General features: G+C 61.4%; 20 protein-coding genes. 8 read left to right on the top strand and 12 right to left on the bottom strand.

Going from position 1 to position 23886, the window contains the following annotated elements; genetic code table 11:
- Positions 1 to 4: 4 nt before the first annotated feature.
- Both ABF859_RS09820 and ABF859_RS09815 read right to left on the bottom strand, forming a co-directional pair.
- Positions 5 to 1120, bottom strand: coding sequence for a MotA/TolQ/ExbB proton channel family protein (locus ABF859_RS09820; RefSeq protein ID WP_415527594.1), 1116 nt, complete (start codon positions 1118 to 1120; stop codon positions 5 to 7).
- A 137-nt stretch (positions 1121 to 1257) separates the two neighbouring features.
- A complete protein-coding gene (locus ABF859_RS09815) occupies positions 1258 to 1926 on the bottom strand; it encodes an energy transducer TonB (protein WP_146861014.1) in 669 nt (222 codons plus the stop codon).
- 141 nt (positions 1927 to 2067) lie between these two features.
- On the opposite strand from ABF859_RS09815, the gene ABF859_RS09810 reads away from it, so the two are divergent.
- Positions 2068 to 2304: a hypothetical protein gene (locus ABF859_RS09810; RefSeq protein ID WP_415527593.1), complete on the top strand. Its 237-nt coding sequence runs from the start codon at positions 2068 to 2070 to the stop codon at positions 2302 to 2304.
- Positions 2305 to 2335: 31 nt separating this feature from the next.
- Here ABF859_RS09810 and prfB read toward each other — a convergent pair.
- The 4 genes from prfB to hrcA all read right to left on the bottom strand — a co-directional run bounded on the left by prfB (position 2336) and on the right by hrcA (position 8278).
- Positions 2336 to 3467 (bottom strand): peptide chain release factor 2 gene (prfB, locus tag ABF859_RS09805; RefSeq protein WP_415527592.1). Its coding sequence is split into 2 segments (ribosomal slippage): positions 2336 to 3397 and positions 3399 to 3467, totalling 1131 coding nucleotides; the frame shifts between segments, so codons are not numbered across the junction.
- 59 nt (positions 3468 to 3526) lie between these two features.
- Positions 3527 to 6166, bottom strand: a complete 2640-nt coding sequence (locus ABF859_RS09800) for a penicillin-binding protein 1A (protein ID WP_415527591.1) — start codon at positions 6164 to 6166, stop codon at positions 3527 to 3529.
- Between the two features lie 88 nt (positions 6167 to 6254).
- Positions 6255 to 7139 (bottom strand): aldo/keto reductase, encoded by an 885-nt coding sequence (locus ABF859_RS09795; RefSeq protein WP_415527590.1) that lies wholly within the window; start codon positions 7137 to 7139, stop codon positions 6255 to 6257.
- A gap of 68 nt (positions 7140 to 7207) precedes the next feature.
- The gene (hrcA, locus tag ABF859_RS09790) at positions 7208 to 8278 is read right to left on the bottom strand and encodes a heat-inducible transcriptional repressor HrcA (protein ID WP_415527589.1); all 1071 of its coding nucleotides are present in this window, start codon (positions 8276 to 8278) and stop codon (positions 7208 to 7210) included.
- Positions 8279 to 8359: 81 nt separating this feature from the next.
- Between hrcA and rph the strand changes: the two genes are divergently transcribed.
- From rph to ABF859_RS09765, 5 genes are all read left to right on the top strand, one after another.
- Positions 8360 to 9082 carry a ribonuclease PH gene (gene rph, locus ABF859_RS09785; protein ID WP_415527588.1) on the top strand — a complete coding sequence of 241 codons (723 nt, stop codon included), beginning with the start codon at positions 8360 to 8362 and terminating at the stop codon, positions 9080 to 9082.
- Entirely contained in the window at positions 9082 to 9708 is a 627-nt protein-coding gene (gene rdgB / locus ABF859_RS09780) for an RdgB/HAM1 family non-canonical purine NTP pyrophosphatase (RefSeq protein WP_415527613.1), read from the top strand. The genes rph and rdgB overlap by 1 nt, the downstream gene beginning before the upstream one ends.
- 121 nt (positions 9709 to 9829) lie before the next feature.
- Entirely contained in the window at positions 9830 to 11554 is a 1725-nt protein-coding gene (locus tag ABF859_RS09775; protein ID WP_415527587.1) for a discoidin domain-containing protein, read from the top strand.
- Between the two features lie 14 nt (positions 11555 to 11568).
- On the top strand, positions 11569 to 13041 hold the full coding sequence (locus ABF859_RS09770; protein ID WP_415527586.1) for a glycosyltransferase: 1473 nt from the start codon (positions 11569 to 11571) through the stop codon (positions 13039 to 13041).
- 182 nt (positions 13042 to 13223) lie between these two features.
- Complete coding sequence (locus tag ABF859_RS09765) at positions 13224 to 14447, top strand: cation:proton antiporter (RefSeq protein ID WP_415527585.1); 1224 nt, start codon at positions 13224 to 13226, stop codon at positions 14445 to 14447.
- A 9-nt stretch (positions 14448 to 14456) separates the two neighbouring features.
- On the opposite strand, the gene ABF859_RS09760 is transcribed toward ABF859_RS09765, so the two are convergent.
- Both ABF859_RS09760 and ABF859_RS09755 read right to left on the bottom strand, forming a co-directional pair.
- Positions 14457 to 15836, bottom strand: a complete 1380-nt coding sequence (locus tag ABF859_RS09760) for an amidohydrolase family protein (RefSeq protein WP_415527584.1) — start codon at positions 15834 to 15836, stop codon at positions 14457 to 14459.
- 120 nt (positions 15837 to 15956) lie between these two features.
- On the bottom strand, positions 15957 to 17774 hold the full coding sequence (locus ABF859_RS09755) for an ABC transporter ATP-binding protein (RefSeq protein WP_415527611.1): 1818 nt from the start codon (positions 17772 to 17774) through the stop codon (positions 15957 to 15959).
- Positions 17775 to 17954: 180 nt separating this feature from the next.
- Here ABF859_RS09755 and nth point away from each other — a divergent pair, with 180 nt between their 5' ends.
- The gene (gene nth, locus ABF859_RS09750; protein WP_415527583.1) at positions 17955 to 18641 is read left to right on the top strand and encodes an endonuclease III; all 687 of its coding nucleotides are present in this window, start codon (positions 17955 to 17957) and stop codon (positions 18639 to 18641) included.
- Positions 18642 to 18651: 10 nt separating this feature from the next.
- Here nth and ABF859_RS09745 read toward each other — a convergent pair whose 3' ends face one another.
- From ABF859_RS09745 to ABF859_RS09730, 4 genes are all read right to left on the bottom strand, one after another.
- The gene (locus ABF859_RS09745; protein WP_415527582.1) at positions 18652 to 19161 is read right to left on the bottom strand and encodes a hypothetical protein; all 510 of its coding nucleotides are present in this window, start codon (positions 19159 to 19161) and stop codon (positions 18652 to 18654) included.
- Between the two features lie 77 nt (positions 19162 to 19238).
- The gene (locus ABF859_RS09740; RefSeq protein WP_415527581.1) at positions 19239 to 21440 is read right to left on the bottom strand and encodes a ComEC/Rec2 family competence protein; all 2202 of its coding nucleotides are present in this window, start codon (positions 21438 to 21440) and stop codon (positions 19239 to 19241) included.
- A 59-nt stretch (positions 21441 to 21499) separates the two neighbouring features.
- A complete protein-coding gene (locus ABF859_RS09735; RefSeq protein WP_415527580.1) occupies positions 21500 to 22222 on the bottom strand; it encodes an NADPH-dependent F420 reductase in 723 nt (240 codons plus the stop codon).
- Positions 22219 to 22806: a cupin gene (locus tag ABF859_RS09730; RefSeq protein ID WP_415527579.1), complete on the bottom strand. Its 588-nt coding sequence runs from the start codon at positions 22804 to 22806 to the stop codon at positions 22219 to 22221. Before ABF859_RS09730 ends, ABF859_RS09735 begins: the two co-directional genes overlap by 4 nt.
- Before the next feature lie 192 nt (positions 22807 to 22998).
- On the opposite strand from ABF859_RS09730, the gene ABF859_RS09725 reads away from it, so the two are divergent.
- Positions 22999 to 23859, top strand: a complete 861-nt coding sequence (locus tag ABF859_RS09725; protein WP_415527578.1) for an SDR family oxidoreductase — start codon at positions 22999 to 23001, stop codon at positions 23857 to 23859.
- The last annotated feature ends 27 nt before the right edge of the window (positions 23860 to 23886 follow it).

The raw sequence follows: 23886 nt of genomic DNA, 5'->3' as shown, positions 1-23886 counted from the left end.
GGTATCAGACCCGCTCGCTGGTGGTGATGGTGGTCGGAACGGCCATGCCGCCTTCAGTCGGAGCAACACCGTGACGGAAGCCGCCGATCAGGACGGACTGGATGTCAGCAGCGAAGTTGCGGACACGATCCATGGCACCCTTGTTACGGCGGACGAGCAGGTTGTAACCCAGCACGGCCGGAACAGCGGTGGCGAGACCGATGGCCGTCATGATGAGGGACTCACCAACCGGACCAGCGACCTTGTCGATGGAGGCCTGACCGGAGATACCGATGGCCGTCAGGGCGTGATAGATACCCCAGACCGTACCGAACAGACCGACGAACGGCGACGTGGAACCCACCGTACCGAGGAAGGCGAGGCCGCCCTGCATACGGGTGTTGATGGTATCGACCGAGCGCGAGATGGACATTTCGGTCCAGGACGGTAGGTCGATCGAGTCACGCATGGAGCCTTCGTGATGCTCGGCAGCCACGATGCCCGTCTCGGCGATGTAACGGAACGGGGAAGACGGCTTCAGGGCAGCGGCACCATCGTGAACGGACGGCTTGGTCCAGAACTCGCGGGCAGCTTCCTTGGACGCTGCGAACAGACGGCCCTGCTCCAGGAACTTCATGACCATGATGATCCAGGTGCCAGCAGACATGATGACCATGATGATCAGAACGCCACGGGCAATCGCGTCACCATTGGCCCAAAGGGCGCCAAGGCCATACGGGTTGCCCTGCGGAGCAGGAGCTTCCGGCGTTGCAGTTGCGCTCTCGCCCGGCGCTGCGGCCGCGGCAGGAGACTGGTCTGCCGGAGCGGTAGCCGGCGCAGCGCTGTCAGCGGGAGCAGCACCGTCGGTCGGAGCGGCTGCGGGAGCTCCGGCATCGTTGGGAGCAGCGACACCCGGTGCGCCAGCCGGATCAGCGGACGTCGTCGGGGAAGCCGGGTTGGAAGAGGGATCCACCGGAGCCGCTGCGGGAGCGCTCTGGTCGGCCGGAGCCGGCTGGGCGAAAGCGACGGCCGGTGCAACGGCACCGGAAGCCAGGGCCAGCGTCAGAGCCAGTGCGCTGGCCCGGACGGCACGCGCCTTCGTCGGAACGGCAAGGGCAGGAAGGCGGAACAGTCTGGTCATGAACTCCATATCCTCGTTAGAGATGCCCGTTTTCGGAGCTTTCTGGGTTGTCGGCCATATGGAGACCGGCCCTTTTCTGAGCCCTGTCAGATCCTGGGATCCTGACAGGGCAATTCTTTTTGACGGTAGTCGAGAGATCAGTCGTCACCCATCGTGAAGTCGATGTGCAGGACGTGGTGATGCTCTGTTACCGGCACACCATTGACGACGGCGGGCTGATAACGGGCCCGACGAAGGAAGTCGAGCGCACTTTCCACGAACTCGTGACCGCCGTTCGAACTTACGATGGTACAGTTTGCCGTCTTGCCTGTCGGAAGAATGTCACACGATGCGGTCACATGACCCTCGCGGTTTTCTTCCATGGCCTCGTCCGGATAGACTGCCTGTGCGCCATTGATAGGCCGCGCACCAGCCTGATGATCTGGAACCGCGTCAGCTGGCGGACCCTGCGGCGGAGCCGGAACGGGCTCTGGCGACGGGGTCGGGCTTGGCGGCACCGGATGCGGCGGCTTGACGTGCGTCACCCGCTGGACCGCCTTCGGCGGCGGCGGAACGCTGATCTTCGGCGGCGGAATGTACGGCGGCGGCGGCTGTTCCATCTGCGGCGGTGGCGGCGGTGGCGGTGGCGGCGGCGGCTTGGGCTGTTCCTTGATGACTTCCGTCTTGATAGGCGGCTTTTCCTGGACCAGCTTGCTCACAGCACCACTCATGAGCGCATAAATCACAGCGCCCATAGCCAGCACGGCCACGACGATCGCGACAATATAGTCTGTCGGCTTGCGCTGCTGTGCGGCGTAGCTCTTCATGTCGAAACCTTCTTACCCCTCACTGACACCGGCGTTGATCCACATATGCCGGGTGCAGTGCCCCCGATTTCTGTGTTTCCATCGGGTTTTTCCCACTGCAGACACGTGAAATGCGTCATATGCCGTAAGAACATACCCGATATGCTGATTGGGCAGTCTAACCCGCATGCTGTCAAGCCAGTTATTGCCTTAATCGAAACGATTTTTTCATATGGACGAAAGATTCTGCGGTTTTTCCGCATCCGCGAAGATGAATATGTCGCCCAAAATCACCGTAACGCAATTTCACGATCAGACAGCGTGAGAGATTCAAAAAATAAGGCGACGGAACAGGGATCCCTGTTCCGTCGCCTGAGCGAATCCGCCGTGTGTACATGACTTCATGCCCCCCGGCGGAGGCGCATGAAACTTACTGGGCCGAGGCGCTGGCCTCCGAACGGGTGGCTCCCACGCTCTGCGCCAGGGAAGCCGACATGAAGTCGTCCAGGGCCCCATCGAGCACGGCGCCCGGATTTCCCTTCTCCACCCCGGTCCGCAGATCCTTGACCAACTGGTAAGGCGCAAGGACGTACGAGCGGATCTGATGCCCCCAGCCGATATCGGTCTTGGAAGCCTCGGTCTGTGCCGCCGCCGCTTCGCGCTTCTGTAGTTCGGCCTCGTACATCCGGGCACGCAGCATTTCCATCGCCTTGGCGCGGTTACGGTGCTGGGAGCGGTCCGTCTGACAGGCCACCACGATCCCTGTGGGGATATGGGTGATCCGGATGGCCGAATCCGTCTTGTTGACGTGCTGTCCACCCGCACCGGAGGCCCGGAACGTATCAACGCGCAGATCCGAATCGTTGATGTCGATCTCGATCGAATCATCGACGACCGGATAGACCCAGACGGATGCAAAGGACGTCTGCCGACGGGCCGCGGCATCGAAAGGCGAGATCCGGACCAGACGGTGCACGCCAGCCTCGGTCTTGAGCCAGCCATAGGCATTGGGACCACTCACCTGAATGGTGGCGGACTTGATGCCGGCCTGCTCGCCTTCGCTTCCTTCGATGAAGGTGACCTTGTAGCCATGCTGCTCGGCCCAGCGCGTATACATGCGCAGGAGCATCTCGGCCCAGTCCTGAGCTTCCGTACCACCCGCGCCGGCGTTCACCTCGACATAGCAGTCATTGCTGTCCGCCTCGCCCGAGAGCAGGCTTTCGATCTCACGCTTGCGAACATCCTCAGCAATGGTACGCAGGGTCTGGACGGCATCCTGAACAAGACTGTCGTCCCCCTCCATTTCTGCCAGTTCGACCAGTTCGAGCGTGCCTTCGACCTCGGCTTCGATCTGCTGCACGCCTTCGATCTGGTTCGCCAGCGTCGTCCGCTCGCGCATCAGCTTCTGGGCAGCATCCGCGTCGTTCCACAGGTCGGGATCTTCAACGCGGTGATTCAGTTCCGCGAGGCGTGTTGTTGCGACATCCCAGTCAAAGATGCCTCCTCAGCAGTGCCACCGACTGCTTGATCTGCTCTGAAAGGGCCTCGGTTTCGGCCGACATAATGTCCTCCACTGGCGGGACGGTTTTGCGCCGTCCCGTTTGGTCTGTTCTGGTAGGTCTTAGTATAGGCCGCCCACGCCGATGTCACCATCGGAAGGAGCGGGTTTCTGGACCTGCCCGGGCGTTGCCGTTCCGGGAGTGGTTCCCACCGCTCCCCCGGCCTGACCCGGCGTCTGGGCCATGTCGCTTTCGGAATCCGAAATCACCGTATCGGCCCCCGTATCGGCGGCGGTCAGGGCTTCCGTTCCCGCGCCGAAGCCATGCAGTTCGACGGAAGCGCCGGGGACCTGATCGGTCTTGAAGCCGTCCACCGCCGTGATGCGGCCCGTGTCATAGCTGGCCAGCGTGATGCCCTCCGGCACCCGGAAATCCAGTTTCGGACGGCTGGCGAGCGCCACCTTCATGATCCTGTTCCAGATCGGTCCGGCAACGCGGCCACCATCCGAGTTCCGTCCCAGCGTCTGGGGCGTGTCGAACCCGACCCAGACCACCGTGACGATATCGGGCGAGAACCCGGCGAACCAGGCATCATGAAAATCCTGACTGGTGCCGGTCTTGCCCGCGACGGGACGGTCGATCCCCACACCGGCCATCCGGCCGGTGCCATGAGCGATCACGTCCTGCATCATCTTGACGATCTGGAACGTGCTCTGCTCGCTGGCAAGGGTCGGGCGCGTATCGGTCAGGGCGGGAACAGACACACTGCCCAGCGGGGGAGCAGCCGGTGCCACAGGCGGCGCTGCGGGAACCGGAGGCGTCGCGCCATCCGTAGAAGCGGGCTGTTCGCTGGGGGGAGCCTGCATGGCCGTCCCCAGCCGGAAACCGCCAGCCTGCCAGAGCACGCTCCCGGCGCGATCCTGAATATCGTCCACGAGGGTCGGTGTGACGATATGCCCGCCATTGGCGATCGTGGCATAGGCTGCCGCTTCGCGCATGACGGTCGTTTCAACGGCACCGAGAGCCGCGGGCAGCACATGCGGCATCTGGGCCACCAGCCCGGCGCGAATGGCCGTATCAGCCACGGCTTTCATGCCCAGATGGGCGGCCACACGGATCGTGACGAGATTGCGGCTTTCGCGCAGCGCATCATGCAGGGTCGTCGGGCCCCAGTTGTCGTGTTCGTAATTCTGGGGATGCCAGTCGCCATAGGAGATGGGCGAATCATCGAAACGCTCGGAAGGGGAAATCCCCTTCTCCATGGCCGCCAGATAGACGAACGGCTTGAAGGACGATCCCGGTTGACGCAGCGCCTGCGTAACACGGTTGAACTGGCTCTCATGGAACGACCAGCCGCCGACCATCGCCAGAACACGGCCCGTATGAACGTCCAGCGTGACAGCCGCGCCTTCGACCTGCGGAATCTGGCGCAGGGCAGCGGAACCGCTTTCCTGCGGTTCGATCATGATGACGTCACCGGCCCGGAGCGGATGCATCCGGCGCGCCCAGGCAATGTCGGTCGCAAGCAGGGTACCTTTGCGGGCCGTGCCTTCCTCGATCCAGCCGACATGCGTACCGCCGGGCAGCACCACGGCCAGACGCCATTCGCGCAGCATGCCACCGGGCGGCGTGACGTGATCGAGGGCGCTTTCCCAGCCGTCATCCTGAATGTCCGACAGGTTGCGCAAAGGCCCCCGCCAGCCGCTGTGGACGCGGTCATAGTTCATCAGACCTTCATGCAGAAGGCGCGTCTCGGTGACCTGAAGGCTCTGGTCGAGGCTCGTATGGACTTCCAGACCGCCCTGAGCCGCACGCTCCTGCCCGTACTGGGCGATGAGCTGACGGCGGACTTCCTCGCCGAACCATTCGGAGTCCGGTAGTGGCCCGAAACGCTGCTTCTGCTGCGGAACCAGTGGTTCCTGCTTTTCCTGATCGGCCTGCTGACGGGTCAGCACCCCGGCCTCGACCATCAGGTCCAGCACGAGGTTGCGACGTCCCATCGCAGCCTGCGGATGCAGGAACGGATTGTAGTTCGTCGGTGATTTGGGAAGAGCGGCCAGCGAGGCCGCCTCGGCGTCATCAAGCTGATCGAGCGGCTTGTTGAAATAGCTCTGGGCGGCAGCGGCAACACCATAGGCACCGTTCCCGAGATAGATGCCGTTCAGGTAGATTTCGAGGATCTTGTCCTTGGACAGCACCTGCTCCATTTTCATGGCGAGCAGGGCTTCCTTGATCTTGCGGTCGAAGCTCAGGACGTTGCTGTTGAGCAGCATGACCTTTGCGACCTGCTGGGTGATGGTCGAAGCCCCCAGCGGTCGGCGACCGTGACGCGCGAAAATATCCGTCAGGCCGGCACGGCCGATCGCCATGAAATCCACGCCGCCATGCGTGTAGAAATTATGATCTTCCGTGGCGATGAAGGCATTCTTCACGCGCTCGGGAATGGCGTTGATCGGCACGAAGATCCGGCGCTCATTGGCCAGTTCCGCCATCAGACGATCATCGGCGGCATAGATGCGGCTAACGGTCGGCGGCTGATAGGCGCGCAGACTGTCCACGCTGGGCAGATCCGCCACCAGCTTGGCATAGGTCGTCCAGCCCAGAACCCCTGCCCCGGCGATCCCCACCAGTCCGACGCCGGCGATGATCGCCAGGGACTGCCGGTAGCGGCGGAAACGTGGAGGACGGGGCGGCGTGGCGCCAGGACCCTGTGGATTGCCAGAGCCCCGGGGATTACGGGAGCGGAAGGAACGTCGCGTCATGAGGCCTGCATAGCATTGTTCCGTATCCGCCGTCGCCCCCGTCTGAAAGGGTCATTTCGTGGCAAAGTGCCGCTCCGAAACGCCATGTTCAGCGCTGTGAGGCTTTCCATGTGTCATGGCCCTGACGATCAAGTTCCGCGAACTCCTCGTCACTGAGATGCAGGGAAGCGGCCCGGACGTTGGACGCCAGATGTTCGGGGCTTCCGGTGCCGGGGATGGGCAGCATGACGGGAGAACGTTTCAGCAGCCATGCCAGCGCGATCTGTCCGGCATCGGCCTGATGATGGTTTGCGATCCGGTCCATCGAGGTGCCGGGTCGGGCAAGATCGCCAGCCGCAAGGGGCGCCCAGGGGATGAAGCCGATATTTTCCTTCGCGCAATAGTCCAGAACGTCCTCGGAGGAGCGGTCCACGAGGTTGAAACGGTTCTGCACGGTGGAGACCGGAAAGTATTTCCGTGCCTTCTCGATCTCGGCCACCGTGACCTGCGACAGGCCGACATGGCGGATCAGGCCTTCTTCGCGGAACTTCGCGATGGCCTCGAACTGCGTTTCGGGCGGACAGTCCGGACCGATGCGATGAAGCTGCCACAGGTCGATCCGCTCCACGCCCAGACGCCGCATGGACATCAGAACACACTGGCGCAGATAGTCGGGATTGCCGACGGGTTTCCAGATGTCGGGGCCATGGCGCGTCAGCCCACCCTTGGTGGCAATGACCATGTCCCTGTAGGGAGACAGGACTTCATGGATCAGGTCTTCCGCGACAAAAGGGCCATAGGAATCAGCGGTATCGACGAAATCGATCCCGTACTGGCGCAGGCTCTGCAGGGTACGGATGGCCTTGGCACGGTCGGGCGGAGGCCCCCAGATCCCCTTGCCTGTCAGGCGCATGGAACCGAAGCCGAGACGATGGATCTTCAGGTCTCCACCGATCAGGAACGTGCCGGATTTTCGGGCGTCGGGACCAGGCATGGACAGGCTCCTCTGTGTCTTGGGTTCCTGTTCAACATCCCTGGAAGCACAGAGTTGCCGGAACGACCCTATCCGAGCAGCTTGCCGACCATCCGCGCGGTGTAGTCCACGACCGGGACGATCCGTCCGTAATTCAGGCGCGTCGGGCCGATCACACCGATGGCCCCCACGATCTTCTGGGCCTCGTTGCGGGCCGGAGCGACGATCATGGAGACGCCCGACATGCCGAACATGCCGCTTTCGCGCCCGATATAGATCCGCACACCTTCGGACGCGTCCGCCAGTTGCAGGAGCTGGAGCATGGTCTCCTGCGTCTCCAGATGGTCGAACAGCATGCGGATGGTCGTCAGGCGCTCGATCTCGGTAATGTCGGCCAGCAGCTTCCCCTGCCCTTTCACAAACAGCGTCCCCCCATCGGCGTCCCATGTCGCCAGCCCGCTTTCAATGACGCTGGCAGTCAGGGCATCCAGTTCGTGCCGGCTGGCATCCATTTCGGTCCGGACCCGCTCGCGCAGATTGCCCAGCGTCAGGTCGCCCAGCCGGGAGTTCAGGTAGTTTCCCGCCTCGACGAGGGCCGAGGGCGGAACACCGGGTGGCGTTTCGATGATGCGGTTTTCCACCTGCCCGTCCGAACCAACCAGAATGACCAGCACACGCCCCGGGCCGAGGGCCACGAATTCGATATGCTTGAGCGTCGCGTCCGATTTCGGTGCAAGCACCAGCCCGGCCGCGGAAGACAGCCCGGACAGGAGGGAGGACGCTTCGGAGAGAATGTCCTGATAGGAGCGGCCGTGGATATCGAGGCGGCTGTCGATGCTGGCACGGTCTTCCTCGGTCACGCTGCCGAACTGGAGCAGCCCGTCCACGAACAGGCGCACGCCCTTCTCGGTCGGAAGACGTCCCGCCGAGACATGCGGGCTGAACAGCAGACCAGCGCGGGCCAGTTCCGCCATGACATTGCGGATGGTGGCCGGGGACAGGCTGGGTTGCAGACGCTGGGCCAGGGTCTGGCTGCCAATGGGCTCGCCGGTTTCGACATATTCCTCGACGATTTCCCGCAGGATCGCAGCTTCCCGATCTCCCAGTCCATGGGGCATCGGGATGGAGGGGCGGAACAGGGGAGGCTGTGGTCGCATCATGGTAAACCAACTGTCGGGGCTGGATGCCTTTACGTCAAACGCGGTAGAGGCGGAACATATTCTGCCACAGGATCTTTTTACATGACTGACACCGCAGGCAAGCGTCCTTCAGGGCGTGCGCCGGACGAAATCCGCACTGTTTCCATCGAGACCGGCTTTGCCCGCCATGCCGAGGGCTCGGCCCTCATCCGCGTCGGCGGGACGGAAGTCCTGTGCACGGCGACGATCGAAGACCGCGTTCCGCCGTTCCTGCGCAACAAGGGACAGGGCTGGATCACAGCGGAATATGGAATGCTGCCACGCGCAACACATAGCCGGGGCCAGCGCGAGGCGGCCAAGGGCAAACAGTCCGGCCGCACGCAGGAAATCCAGCGCCTGATCGCACGTTCGCTGCGCGCCTGCGTGGATCTGAAAAAAATCGGCGAGCGAACCATCACGCTCGACTGCGACGTGCTGAATGCGGATGGCGGCACGCGCTGCGCCTCCATTACCGGGGCCTGGGTGGCGCTCTCTCTGGCGCTGAAAAAGGCGAAGCGTTCGCAGGCCCTGACGGCGCAGGTCGCAGCTGTCTCCTGCGGACTGACGGATGCCGGCGCCGTGCTGGATCTGGATTACATTGAGGATAGCAGCGCGCAGGCCGATACGAATTTCGTCCTGACGGCAGATGGTGGCATCATCGAAATCCAGGGAACAGCCGAGGACAAGCCGTTTCAGGAAAGCGAATTCTTCGAACTCCTGCGGCTGGCAAAACTCGGCACGGCCCGACTGTTCGAAGTCCAGAACAAGGCGCTGGAGACTGCATGATGCGTAAACTTTCTCCCGGTTCAAAGATCGTTCTTGCCAGCCACAATGCGGGTAAGCTGCGCGAGTTCTCGACCCTGCTGGCCGCCAGCGGAATCACCGTTGTCTCGGCGGCTGAACTGGACCTGCCGGAGCCGGAAGAGACGGAAGAAACTTTCGCCGGCAATGCCGCCATCAAGGCGCTGGCAGCGGCTCAGGCGTCCGGACTGCCAGCGCTTGCAGATGATTCCGGGTTCTGCGTCTCGGCGCTGGACAACCGGCCGGGCGTCTATTCCGCGCGCTGGGGCGGCCCGACGAAAGACATGCAGGTTGCGATGGAGCGCGTGCATCAGGAGATGGGCGACACTCCGGATCACCGGGCCTTTTTCGTGGCGGCCCTGTGTCTGGCCTGGCCGGACGGCGAGACCCGGACCGTGCAGGGCGAATGTCACGGCACGGTCGTCTGGCCGCCCCGGGGCGATCATGGCCACGGCTACGATCCCATGTTCGTACCCGAAGGCGAAACCCGGACCTTCGCGGAAATGACGGAAGCCGAAAAGAACGCCGTGAGCCACCGCGGACGGGCTTTGACGGCATTTCTGAAGGACTGTCTGAACGACATTTCAAGTCAAGCGACCGAAACCCGCTGAAATATTGACTGGGTCGGCGTATCCGTTGTTAATCATGAACAACTGATCATACCAGGCTGTGTGGAAAATGCGCTTTCTTACCGTATTCAGAACTTATTCGTGGGATGAATGTATCGGTAGAATGGCCCACAAGGCGAAGGAAAACAGCTATGGCGGAGACTTTGTCATTGCTGCCGATTTTACGGGAGGCGCCTTCCCCACGCCCGGTTTTGAATGTATCGGACATACACAGACTGAAATTGCAGAGTTAGGTTTTCCGATCATACCCAGGGACCGGGCGCTCTGGCACAACTGGGATTATATCTGCCCCGTTATTTTGTCATGGGAAAAACAGAAGTACGATTACTATGTCGTTACTGAATCAGATGTCTCCGCCAACATGGAGTTTTCCCGTCTTTGCGAAAAGATGGCGGAAGAGGGCATCGATCTCATCGTCGATTTCATCCACAAGCCGACACCCGAATGGATGTGGTACAATGATGCCGTATCGGTCAGTGACGATCCGTTGGGATGTCTGCTCTGCGTCTCTATTTTCTCGCACAGAGCCCTCGAACTCATAACGGAACGACGCCTGGAACTAGCGGCAGAGCATGCTGCCGGCATTCGTACCAACTGGCCATTTTGCGAAACCGTCGTGCCCGCAACAATACGAGATGCAGGCCTGAAGATCGCCGATCTTCAGGATTTCGCAGATCTGCACAACTTCCATTTCGAAAGAAAGTATTCGGAACACAATCCGGTCGTCAATGTGCCGGGTTCCTTCGTCCATTCCGTCGTGTCAGGGAAGAAAATCATCAGTCTGGCATTGGCTTCCAGACCGACACGCACCTTCATCGATAACCCCCTGGATGACGAGGCGGCATTCCGTTACGAAAACAGGCGGGATGTACAGAAAGCCATTCTGGACAAATCCCTTCGCGAACCAGACCATACGGCCTCCGCCATCCTGTCCCGCATTTACGAAATCGACATCTATTCCACGCAGGACCCTGCTGCACACAAACCCGTGGCAACGAGTTCCCTCAGTGATTATTCCCGCTCCGACATTCCGGCGGAAGCGGACAACCTCACCAATCCACGCTGGGAGGGGGAATTCGCTTTCCATACGGGTTACGAAAGCCACCCATGGGTCGTGATCGATCTTCTTGAAGAGACCTTTCTCAGATCGCTCACGATCAGGAACCGGGAAACCTATTCCGAGCGTTTTGAACATTTCACCATCGAGACAAGCCTCGACAGTGAGTCATGGCGAACCGAGGTTTTCGATCTTTCCATCGACTCCGATAAAAAAGTGAATTTCGTCACTTTCAAAGTACCTTCTCTTGGACGTTTTCTCCGTATCACCAGCCTGTCAAAGGGATGTCTGCATCTGCGCTCTCTCAGGGCGGAACCCCTTGAGCTGGGGCCCCTACAGAATCTTGCCATTTATGCTTCAGCAGAAATGAGTTCCATTTCCGCTTATTCACGCGGGCAGGACAAGTGCTCTGAAGCCGCGTTACTCTTCCTTGGCTCGGACGACTACAGCATCCACTCCGAAAATGAGCCCTGCCCGTGGTGGAAAGCAGATTTCGATCGGCTGGTGGTCATCGATCAGATCCGGATCTTGACTCGTCCCGGATGGCGTAACCGCTTTATCCGCTTTGCATTCGAGACTTCGGCGGATGGCGAGCACTGGAATGTCATGCGCCTGGTCCTGGATGGGCAGAGCCCCTCTGCGGCCCCCGCAGACGAGATCGTGTGGCAGCCGAAGCAGGCTTTTGCCACCCGTCATCTGCGCATCCGGCTTCTGGAGAACGGTGTCCTGAACTTGCGTCAGATTGAAATTCTGGGCCGCCCCGCTGTTTGAGTCGGCCCTGAAGAATGCGGCCAGGACTGGCGGACGGACTGCCTGTCACGAAGGTCACGACCGGCAGTCATGACGGTTTGTTTCTCAACATGATTCATGCGATGTTGAGAACCGCCATTCACTGGGAAAGCGTGCGCGAACCAATGCTGAAAATTCTGGTCAGCCATAATTTGAAAGTCTTCCATGTGGAAGGAGAGCGCGTTGTTCAGCGCGATCTTTCAAATATTACGCGTCTCGAAGATGTTCTGTGTTTTCATGACAAAAACGGTCTCAGCGGCTTTTGTACGCTGGGAGACGCAGACCGATGGCTGGATCTCGAGACACTGACGATCACGCGCGCCATCCCGACGGTTGCAGTCACACCCGAATATCATGGCAACGGTCATTACAGTTTTCAGTATCAGGGCAGATTTGGCCGGGCCAACCATCTTGGCGGCCTTGATTTTGTAGCCGAGCACCGGAATCTCTGGGAAACATTCAAGCTTCTCGACATCGAGACCTTCCATGCGGCCGTGCGGGTTGCGAACCATCGCTGGGTCCTGGGAGGCAGCGATGACATCGTGCAACTGAACCTCCGGGAGTCGAATTTCGATCAGGTCACTTTCGGCGAAAAACAGCTTCCGATGGAGGCATTCTTCAAGAGCGCCGCAACCGCGAAACACCTGCCCCGCTTCATGTTCTTCGATGACTGGAAAGTCTACGAAGCGTTTTTGCTCAACCCCGCCGTCGTGCTCGTTGTTTTCGGCTATGGTGCGGCCCTCCAGCAGTATTCTGAATGCATCCGCAGCATTGGATCACTAGCGAAATATGACGGTACGATCCTGATCGTCAGCAATATTGACGCAGATCATCTGAAAGGCCTGGCACCTGAATGCCTACGCAATCAGATCCAGGTCATTCCGATGCAGGGTTCGGACCAGCTCGACTACGTCGGGGCCCGTCTTACGATTTTCAACACGTCATTACTCGATGAGTACCAGCCTATCCTGTACTCGGATGTCGATATCGTTTTTGACCGTGCGATCGAACCCTTTCTTGTCGCAGCGGTCAAAGCCCGCCAGTGCAGCGCACAGATCGAGCCCTTCCACCAGATCGCAACGTCAGAACATACAGGCTCGAGCCTGGTGCAGGCTGATCCGTTCTCATGCGATGGACTCCACGGCTTCAATGGCGGCCTTCTTCTAGTGCCGAACATGGCAGATCACGGACAGTACATAAGGGCCGCCTATCAGACTCTGGTCCGATACACATCCCGGCATGGCCGCACCTCAATTCCATTCTACGACCAGAGCGTACTGAACTATACGCTGTACAAACTCAGCGACTTCGATGGCGAGCCCGTCAGCGCGCATACACAGATAGGCGGTTACGATCATCCCACGGATCCCGCTCATCCGCGTGGATTCATCCATTTCTGGAATACCGCAGAGAAACATCTGGCGATGCGGTCCTATATCGACGCAGCCGAGAAGCTTAACGAAGCATGATGAAAGGATAGGGTTGCCGGAATTTACCCAGACAGCCCTATCCGTCAGGATCACGAGCATTATTTTAACAATATGTTTTAATTTCGAAGTATTTTTATAATTATCGAGGTTTTGTTATTAATTTTCGTTGAAGCCATGTTTCATGCTACCATGAACGCACCTGAAACAAAAAAGGGATCGTCATGGGGAATGTGACAGCACTGTTTGCGGATGCATTTATATTTGTCCTTATTCCGTGGGGACTATGGCAACTGCTCAGACGCTCCATTCCGATTGCCATCCTGCCCATTCTGGTCGGCATTCTTCTGGCGGTCCTGCACTTTCCTGCCTCAACCATCGGCATTCCCTCGCTTTATGGCGATTACATCGGCTGGCTGGCCGTTCTGGTTCTGGCGTTCACCGCCGGGCTGGAGATGTGGCAGAACCCGACCCATTCTCCCGAAGCAGCAAATCTGCCTTCCCCGACGCTGGGCCGTCTGCTGGGCGGGGCCCTGGTGGCGCTTGGGATTCCGTTTGTAGTCGGCACCATTCTGGTCAAGCTGTTCTTCCTGCCGCTGCATGGCTGGCAGGCGCCGCAGGGCAATGGCTGGATCGGCGCGATGTCGATCGGGCTGTGCATTTCCGTCAGCGCGCTGCCCGTCCTGATCGGAATCGTGCGTGAACTCGAGCCTGTATACCGCCCCGTCGGGCAACTCGCGCTCAAGCTCGCTGTCGTGGACGATGCCGCCCTCTGGATCGGGCTGGCCATCCTGCAGTTCGCCGCCCGTGGTCCGGATGCCCTGCATGGCTGGACCGGCTTTGAAGGACTGGCCGTTCTTCTTCTGGCGGGAATGGCGCTACTGAGCAGTTGGGCCACGCGGAACCTGAAAAACCCGCCCATCTGGGTGATCTGGGCTGCTGTTCCGGCCTATCTGGCCGCAGGGTCCTGGGCGAGCCATGAACTGGGGCTGCATGAACTGATCGGCGCCTATTTCGCAGGCGCGCTCATGCCGCCACGCTGGGTGCGCCGTCTGCCAGTCGAGACCATTGGCACCTTCTCACTGATCTGGCTGGCCCCGATGTTCTTCGGCCATAGCGGGCTGAGGATCGACGGAGATGCGCTGACCTGGCCCTCTGTCGTGGCCTCCCTGCTGCTGGTCGTCATTGCGATCGTCACGAAAATCCTGGCCGTCTGGATTTTCCCGCCCGCTCCCGGCCTGACACATCGGCAGGCCTTGGGGATCGGCTCGCTGTTGCAGTGCAAGGGACTGATGGAAATCGTAGCGGCCACCATCCTGCATGCGCATGGCATGATTTCGGAATTCGCCTTTGCGTCCCTGATGGTGCTGGCAGTGATTTCCACCACACTGACAGGCCCGATGTTCCGGCTGGTCTCGGGGCGGGCGCGCCCCGAAACGGCCGCGTAAAGCCGAGCCTCAGTTCTTCGAGCGTACAGGGCCGTGGCTGACGAGCGTGCCACGCTGCCAGACCTGATCGATCTGGTCCACGGCCCCGATATCTTCATCGGCATTACCCTTCACGATCAGCAGATCGGCCCGGCGACCCGGCGCAATCACGCCACGATCGGAGAGGTTCAGCAGGGCCGCGGCATTGCCCGTCGCCAGACTGATGGCCTGCACGGGGGACAGCCCGGCCTGTACGGTCAGGTAGAGTTCACGATGCTCGGCAAAGCCGGGAATACGGGTCGGCGCGGCCCCGGAATCCGTTCCGAAACCGACTTTCACACCCGCCCGATACAGTACGGCGAGATTCTTCTGATTGACGGACAGTGCGTAATGCGAGGCCTTGGTCAGAGGCTTGGCAAGCGTCTCGGCGCGCCATTTCGGGTCCGTAAACTGGCGGCGCAGGGCCGGACCCATACCTGCCAGCACGAAGGGATTGGAAAGCAGCTCGGGCTGTTCGGCATAGAGATAGTTCGCTTCGTCCAGATCCAGCGTCGCAATGTACCACGTCCCCTGACGGAGCATTGCAGCGATCAGGTCATGATCGACGGGCTGATCCCGCACACCATGGGCGAGAATGTCCGCCTTTGAAGCAACGATGGCCTTGGCGACCGCGAGATCATGAATATGGACCGCAACCCGCGTACCGTGCTGATGCGCCTCGTCGATGACGGCCTGATAGATCGCAGGCGGCAGCATCGGATAGGTCTTGCCGTCAGGAACGTCATTGCGGAAATCATCCACCCAGAGCTTCACCAGATCCGTATGTTCCGCAATCATCTGGTCCACATCCCTGCGGGCCTCTTCGGGCGTGGTGGGACGGAAGACCTGATCAGGGCCGATCCCCTTGACCATGGCCGCGGGCGGAACACCATCAGGCGCACCGATGCCCTGATCCACACCGTACAGATCCGCACCAGGATTGCGGCCGTCATGCTGTTCCTGACGCAGCGTATCGAAAAGCGGAGAGCGGTTCAGACCCAGCGCCGTGACGGTCAGGACACCATAATCCGAATACTGTTTCATGGCGGCAAGAATGTTGGCCCGGGTATAGTTGTCGCGACTGGCCCCCGTGCCCTTCACAAGGCCGACATGGCTGTGATCGCTGATGAGGGCAGGCATGAGCGTCCTGCCCGTCAGGTCCATATGACGGGCCTCCATCGGAGCCGGCGTCCCGACCGACATGATGATTCCGTCCTCAATGACCACCGTTGTATCCGGCTGTGCCGAGGCACCCGTTCCGTCGATCAGCCGCGCATGGTCAAACGCAACCGGCTCGGCCAGCGCACTCCCAACGGACAAAACGGCAGGCGTGGCGAGCAGCAGGGCGGCAAAGGCGGAACGGATGGTCATACGGCAGTCTCCTGTGTGCTCCCGTCGGGCATCCTGTGGTCCGGGCGGAGAGATCCATTAACAGGGAAACGCAGCCAGACATAAAAGGATGCAAAAACACCCTTCCCTTTCCGCTTCCGTTCAGACCTCCAGCGACTGAAGCTCGAACAGGCGGCGATAGATACCACCCTCCCGGCCGATCAGCTCTGCATGGGTTCCGTCTTCCTTCAGTTCGCCCCGGTTGAAAACGAGAATGCGGTCCAGTTCCATGACGGTGGAAAGACGATGCGCCACGACGATGACGGTCCGGTTCTGCATCAGCCGGCGCATGGCGTCCTGCACAAGGGATTCTGATTCGGAATCAAGGCTGGACGTGGCTTCATCAAAGATCAGGATCGGTGCATCGGCCAGAAAGGCGCGGGCGATGGCGACACGCTGACGCTCCCCGCCCGAGAGCTTCACGCCACGCTCCCCAACCATGGTTTCGTAGCCTTCCGGCAGACGCTCGATGAAAGGCGCCGCATTTGCGAAACCGGCGGCTTCCTCGATCTCGGCACGACTGGCGTCAGGGCGCGCATAGGCGATATTTTCCGCAAGCGTGCGATGGAACAGGACCGGTTCCTGCGGAACGATGGCAATGTGCGAGCGCAGGGAGTCCTGCGTGACATGGGCAATATCCTGCCCGTCCACCACGATCCGGCCGCCATTCACGTCATAAAGGCGCTGAAGCAGCTTGGTCAGGGTCGTCTTGCCCGATCCGCTCGGCCCGACGAGGGCCACGCGGGAGCCCGGCGCGATGTCGATCGTCAGGTCGTGATAGAGCGGCTTGTCCTGCCCCGGATACTGAAAATCCACATGCTCGAAACGGATGGCACCGTGTACGAAATGGGCCTTCCGGGCATCGGGAGCATCCCGGATGGCGGGCTCACGGCGGAAAATCGCCACCAGTTCCTCCATTTCATTAACGGAGCGCTGCACCTGACTGACCTGCTGCCCCAGATCGCGCAGATAGCCCTGCACGAGGAACATCATGGTCAGGACATACGCCACGTCACCCGGTCCTGCCTTGCCATCCCACCACAGCCAGACGGCGAGGCCGATCAGCAGCATTCGCATGGCGAGCGATGACAGGGCCTGAAGATTGGCGCTGTTGGTGCCCCGGATCCAGGTTTTCAGGGTGCGCTGACGCCAGCCGTGAATGATGCTGTCGAGCCGCTCGTCTTCACGATCTTCCGCACCGAATGCCTTGACGACAGGGTTACAGGTCACCGCATCGGCCATCGCCGCCCCCATCTTCGTGTCCCATTCATTGGAGGCACGGGCCGTGGGCGCGACGTAGCGCAGGGTCAGGGTGATGGAGAGCCATGCGAACAGCACGACCGAGACTGCCAGAACCGAACCCATGAGCGGAGAGCGGAACATGAGAACGGCCGTCGTGCCCCCCAGAACCAGCACTTCAGGCGCGATCAGGAGCAGAAGCGTGTCATCAAGCGTGTCAATCGCCCAGATGCCACGTGTCAGCTTGCGGACGGTGGATCCGGCAAAATTGTTGGCGTGCCAGTCCGTCGAGAAGCGCTGCACGCGATCGAACGCCTGATTGGCGATGCGGTGCATGATGGCAAGCGTGAGGTGTGAGATCCCGATAAAGGACGAACGACGTCCGAACAGTCCCACCAGCCCCAGAACGATCAGTCCCGCGACCATGAGAAACGCATCGTCCCGCAGATGCAGCAGTTCGGCTGTCTGCTCAACGGCGGGGCCAGCGGCATGGCGGGAAATATCGTCCACCAGACGACCGGCGAGAATAGGCGTGCAGACATCGGCCAGCGTGGCGAGCCCAACGCCACCCAGCGTCTTTGACAGCAGAAGGGGATGATCCCGCCAGCGGCTGGAGACGAAGGAGAGGACCTCGGTAAAGGAGACGTCCTGCTTGCGGCCCTCCTGCTGCTGGGTGGTCATGGGAAGAGTGGTATCGGACACAGAACGCTCCGCCGTCTGTCTGCCTGCGCTGTGATGCAGGACAGGCCACGGTGTGATGGCATGGAATTTTCAGAACTTTGCCGTATCTTGCTGTCTGTCCGGACCGGACGCAACAGCGGACGGTCCAGCCCTGCCAGACGGCCCAGTGGAGTACCTGCCATGACCGATGCCCCGAAAATCATGAGCAGGGCGGCCGCGAAAGCCTTCATCACCGCACTGGCCGAGGCTAACCCCAACGCGGAGAGCGAACTGGTGTTCCGCAATCCGTTCGAACTTCTGGTGAGCGTCGTGCTCTCGGCGCAGGCCACGGACAAATCCGTCAACAAGGCGACGAAGGGCCTGTTCGAGGAAGCGCCCGATCCGGCATCGATGGCAGCCCTCGGCGAGGATGGCATTGCGCGGCATATCCGCACCATCGGGCTGTGGCGGGCAAAGGCGCATAACGTGGCGCTGTTATGCGAACAGTTGCTGGAGCGTCATGGCGGACAGGTGCCGTCCGACCGCGCCTCGCTCGAAGCGCTGGCCGGTGTAGGGCGCAAGACGGCGAATGTCGTGATGAATGTTGCCTTCGGGGCGGATACGATGGCGGTCGATACGCATATCTTTCGCATCGGCAACCGGACCGGACTGGCGCCCGGAAAAACCGTGCGACAGGTCGAGGACGGGCTGGTCGCGCGGATCCCGAAAGACATGCTGCGCCCGGCGCATCACTGGCTGATCCTGCACGGACGCTATGTCTGCAAAGCCCGCGCGCCCGAATGCTGGCGCTGCCCGGCAACGAAATGGTGTCTCTATCCCGACAAGCGGATGCAGGCCCCGCCTGTACGAAAAGCCGCTGCAACCTGAAGGATCCGCCTCACAGGATCTGGGCCGCCGTCCGGCGCGGAGCCTGATAGGAGACGGAATAGACCACGACCGTATTGACGACGCGCATATGCGTCGTCACGGAAAACCCATTGGCGTTCCAGGTAATCTTTTCCGTCATGGGCGCACGCACGTCGAACAGGGGCTGACCGTATTTCTGGCGGACGGCACGGCCCCATTCCTCGGCACAGATCCGGACATCACCTGAATCCGTATCCGTCAGGGCATGCACCTCCACCGAAGCCAGACGGCCGCCGAGAAAGTTCACATCCACATTCGACAGACAGGACCCGATCGACGGCCCCTGCATGACGTAACGCGCAAAACCGGCACGCGGCACCGGCGTGGGGAGCGCCATCATTTCCGGGTGACTGAGCTTTGCGTCCGGCACGCTCATGCCCAGACTCAGCCCTTCCCAGATCACGACTGGAGCGGCCTGCGCCGGGACAGCGGCCGTCAGTGAAAGCGCGAGCAGAACGCCCGTTGCGGATTTGTGAGCCACGATAGCGGACCTCCTTGTGCGGCGATCCTACCGGGCGATTGCTTTCCAAAAGGTTGAGAGACCCTCACCCCGGGCATTCATTCCGACTGGGCCAGAGGCAGGTTGGGCATGCCATGCCAGCCCACGGGTGGAACCCACAGGCGGTTTCCCCGCCAGCTCCGGTCCGAGACGACCGCAAGATTACGACCTGCAAACACGCTGTAGGCCCCATCCCGCCAGACGGAAAACCGGTCAATGGAGGGAACGTCCGGGCAGCCTTTGCGTGCGGGAGACGCACTGATGAACAGGCTCACGCCCTCGCATTGCTCCGCAGTCGGAAGGATAGTGCCATCCGACGCATCACGGACACGCAGCAGAACAGTCCGCGCGCCAAGCGTGATCCGGCACGGGCCGGACAGGCAGCCTGACGGCAGAGGCGCCGTGGGAAGTGCAAGAGCCTGCTGCCAGTCTTCCAGTGTACGGCGTTGCAGGCTGGAATGTGGGCCGACCAGAAGCGCGCCCTGACTGCGCACGGCTATCAGCCCCGCATCCGGAGACACGAGAATATCCGGCTTCGGCGCCAGCCAGATCGCGGCCACCCCGACCGCGATGGGGAGCAGACCGGCAAGACACACCCTGCCCTTCCACAGGCACAGGAAACACAGTCCGAGCATGACCAGAAGCAGACCCCAGCCCGGCATGGCAGGAACGGGCTGATGCGCCATCGGAAACGCCGCAACACGCTCCGCCAGAATCTGCACGATGCGGATTCCCATCCCCATGAGCTTTAAAAAGGGCGCTTCGGCATGGAACGGCATGGCCACGAGCGCCAGAAGTCCGACCGGCATGATCCACACGGCGGCCAGAGGCACAGCCACGAGATTGGCCAGCACGAACCAGGGCTGAAGCGCGCCGAAATGCGCCATGCTGACCGGCAGCGTCGCCAGCCCGGCCAGAAGGCTCGTCAGAACAAGCGCAGCACAATGAGACGCGACAACACGATACCACTCCCCCTCACCCCGCAGGCGCATGAGCGGTTCGCGCAGGGCGCCATAGCCCGCGATCAGCCCCATCACAGCAGCAAAGGACATCTGGAACGACACATCGACCACCGAAACCGGCGAGACAAGCAGGATCAGGAGCGCCACGATGGAGAGCGAACGCATGGACAGCACCCGCCGCCCGGTCACGATGGCCAGCGTCACGATACTGGCCATGCCCAACGCCCGAAGGCTGGGAAGATGCGCGCCTGTCAGCATCACATAACCCACCCCGGCCAGCAGTCCGGAAACAGCGGCAATCTGCCGGCAGGGCCAGCGCAGGGCGATATATTCGATGGCCGCCAGACCACAGCGCAGCGTCACGATGACAGCCGCCATCACGAGACCCAGATGCAGCCCGGCAACAGCAAGGAGATGCGCCAGCCCCGAAGCGGAAAACGTCTCGCGCGTATGCTGATCGATGCTCCCCGCTTCGCCAGCCAGAAGCGTGGCGGCAATGGCGGCAGTCTGGTCGGACAGCGCAGCACTGGCACGCAGAGCCACGGTTTCACGCAGGGATTCAAGCCACGACTGGCGGGATGGGGCGCCTGAAAGACTGGCCGGACCGAGCGCATAGCCGCTTCCAGCCAGCCCCGAGAACCAGGCCTCCCGCTGAAGATCCCGCCCGCCGGGCCAGGAGGGCGGCGGCGGTGCGCGCAGCATGGTGCGCAGGCGGATTGTGCTTCCAGGCTCGGGAAGCAGGTCATCATCATCGCGCAAACGGATATGCAGCGTCCGGCGTAATGGCGCCATTCCGGCATCGACAGGCGTCTCAAACACGGCACCCGTGAGAGTCACGCGATGGCCGTCATCCTCGTCATCATTGCGGGCCGGCAGGATTTCCAGCGACTGGACGCGCCCACTCAGAACGGTGGCATGCGTCGGCAAAGCCGGCATGGGCGGCTGCATCCGGGCCTGAAACGCCAGATCACCAAAACCGGTCGCCGCGGCCAGAAGCGCAAACCCGAGCAGCCGCGGAAACAGCCGCTGCCAGCCCCGCCAAAGACATCCAACTCCCGTCAGGACAGGCAGGAGCGTGACGAGGATCACGAACGCAACGGAAGGCTCGAACGGAAGGACAAGATACGTCACGGCCCCGAGCCCGACGCCCACCGGCAGCCAGCAGATCATCTGCCGTCCCTGATCCAGAAAAGACCGGATGAGGGCCGGAGGCAGCGTCAGAACCGGATCACAGGGTTCCGCACCGGCCAGAAGTTCGGTGGGGTCGAGGTCCGGGACGGAAAGGGTCTCTGTCTTCACGGACAGGACCGTAACGGATTTTCCGGCGGTACGCGCCTCCCGAACGACGGCCTTACGAATTACGGAAGGTGAAGCGTCTTTTTCAGCCCGGCAGCATCCTGCTCCAGTTCAAAGCCGGAACTGCCCGGCTGGAAGAGTTTTGCCGTGGCGAGGTTTCCGGTCACGACAGGATCGAATCCGGCTGCCCTCACCAGCGCTACCACTTGCGACACCGCCCCCGCATCATCTCCCGCAACCGGCACGGCCAGAAGAGGGGGCGCCCGATGGGACTCCGAGCGGAGCGTGGTCATGTCGATGGAATTGAACGCCCGGACCACATGAGCCGAAGGGAAGTACTGCTGGGTCGTCACCCCCGCCCCAGCCTTCTGCGCCGTCTCCGCAATCGCCCCGTCCCGCCACGGATAGGGATTGGACGGATCGAGCACAACCTTGTCCAGCAGCGTCCGGCTCAGTTGGGGGCCGAGTGTCGGAATGGCGCCATAGGGCACGGCGAGGACCACGACGTCCCCATAGGCCGCCGCCTGGGCCGGGGTGCCGGCTGTGGCGAGTGGTCCCAGCGAGGTGGCCAGCGACTGCGCTTCCGTCAGGGAACGGGACGAGACCATGACGTGATAGCCCGCATGAACCCAGAGTTCGCACAGCGTCGTGCCGACATGACCTGTGCCGATGATGCCGATCCGGGTTTTCTGGTCCGTGACCTCGACTGCACTGGCACTGCTGACCGTTGCCAGACCCGCGAGCGCTGCGAGGAAGGGGCGTCGCCTGAGCGGAAAAGCCGTCATGACGGGTGCCACTCCCGTGCCAGAACACCTGCTCCGCCCTGAACCGGATCGGTTTTCGGGAACGGCAGATTGTGGATTCGGGCACTCTGTTCAGCGGTTGGTGCTGCACGGAGGATGTCGAAGGACTGGTTGGGCGGATAGGCGCCGATCACGGTGAAATCCGTATCCGAGCCGAGGTTGCAGTGCCCCGTTCCGGCCGGAAGCAGGGCAATGTCACCACCGCGCACCTCAACTGTCCGGGCGTTCGGACCGCCAAGCATGAGGCGGGCAGAACCGTTTGAAAAGCCCAGAACCTCGTGCCCCAGACTGTGATAGTGGTGAAACGGATAGACACCGTTCCGCCACTGTGGTGGCCAGCCGTTCTGGCTGAACAGATCCTCGTAGACCGATTCACGGTCCGGTCCCGCTTCCAGCGCATTACGATAGACGATGACGGGAAGATCCGGGTTGTTCGGCACCCAGTCATTGGCGCGCAGCCTGAAAACATCCACGCGCGACGTCGTGGCGCTTGCATGATGGATCCTGCCCTCTCCGAAGGTCAGTCCCAGCCCTGCCAGCAGGGCGTTGAAATCGCGTCGGTTCATCGAAAGGCACCATCCAGACTATTGGAGTACAGGATAGGCAGGTTCGGGAAAGGGCTGGAAATCACACGCGCTTGAAGAGGCTTAGCTTTTTGTAAGACACGGTGTTTTGACGGTTGTAGGGAATCATTCATGGATCGCAAACAGGGGCCGGACTGTTGTGTCTGCTGACCTCCACGACAGGGAAGCAGCATCATGCCCCAGGATTATCCCGTTCCCCCCATGCCACATCAGCACCAGTCTCCTCCGGGGCGGGTTGCGGACCTGGATCCGGCTCCGGATCACGGAGAGCACAGCTACCGGGGCAGCGGAAAGCTGACGGATCGGGTTGCGATCCTCACCGGCGGGGATTCCGGCATAGGGCGCGCAGTGGCGATTGCCTTTGCGCGCGAGGGCGCGGATCTGGTGATTTCGTATCTGGACGAACATGACGACGCCCGCGAAACAGCCCATCTGGTCGAGCAGGCCGGCCGGAAGGCTGTCCTGATGCCCGGCGACATCCGCAGCGAAAGCCACTGTCAGGCCGTGGTGGCCCGGGCGATGGAAACCTTCGGAAAGCTGGACATCCTCGTCAACAATGCTGCGACCCAGCGTTCCCACCGGAGCATCGACGAGATCACGGAGGACGAACTGCAGATGATCTTCCAGACCAACCTGTTTTCGCAGTTCTACTTCGCCAAGGCAGCCCTCCCGCACATGAAGTCGGGGGGATCGATCATCAATACGTCTTCCATCGCGGCCAAATCCGGCAGTCCACACCGGCTGGCCTATGCGGCGAGCAAGGCAGGCATTGCGGATTTCACGATCGGTCTGGCGAAGATGCTGGGCGAGCGGAACATCCGCGTGAATGCCGTGGCCCCGGGACCGGTCTGGACGCCGCTCATCACCTCCACGATGCTGGATGACGAAATCGAAGCCCTGGGAAAGGACCTCCCGCTTGGCCGACCGGGACAGCCGGCGGAAGTGGCGGGGGCCTATGTGCTTCTGGCGTCTGATGAGGGAAGTTTCATGACCGGAGCCGTCATCCCCGTCACGGGTGGTTCCTCGATGTTCTGAAGAACGGCGCGGATGGAAGCGAGCGGC

It is taken from the genome of Gluconobacter sp. (assembly GCF_047722525.1).
In the GTDB taxonomy this organism is placed as follows: domain Bacteria; phylum Pseudomonadota; class Alphaproteobacteria; order Acetobacterales; family Acetobacteraceae; genus Gluconobacter.
The sequence above is the reverse complement of the archived record's forward strand: the minus strand, read 5'-3'. Positions and strand labels throughout refer to the sequence as shown.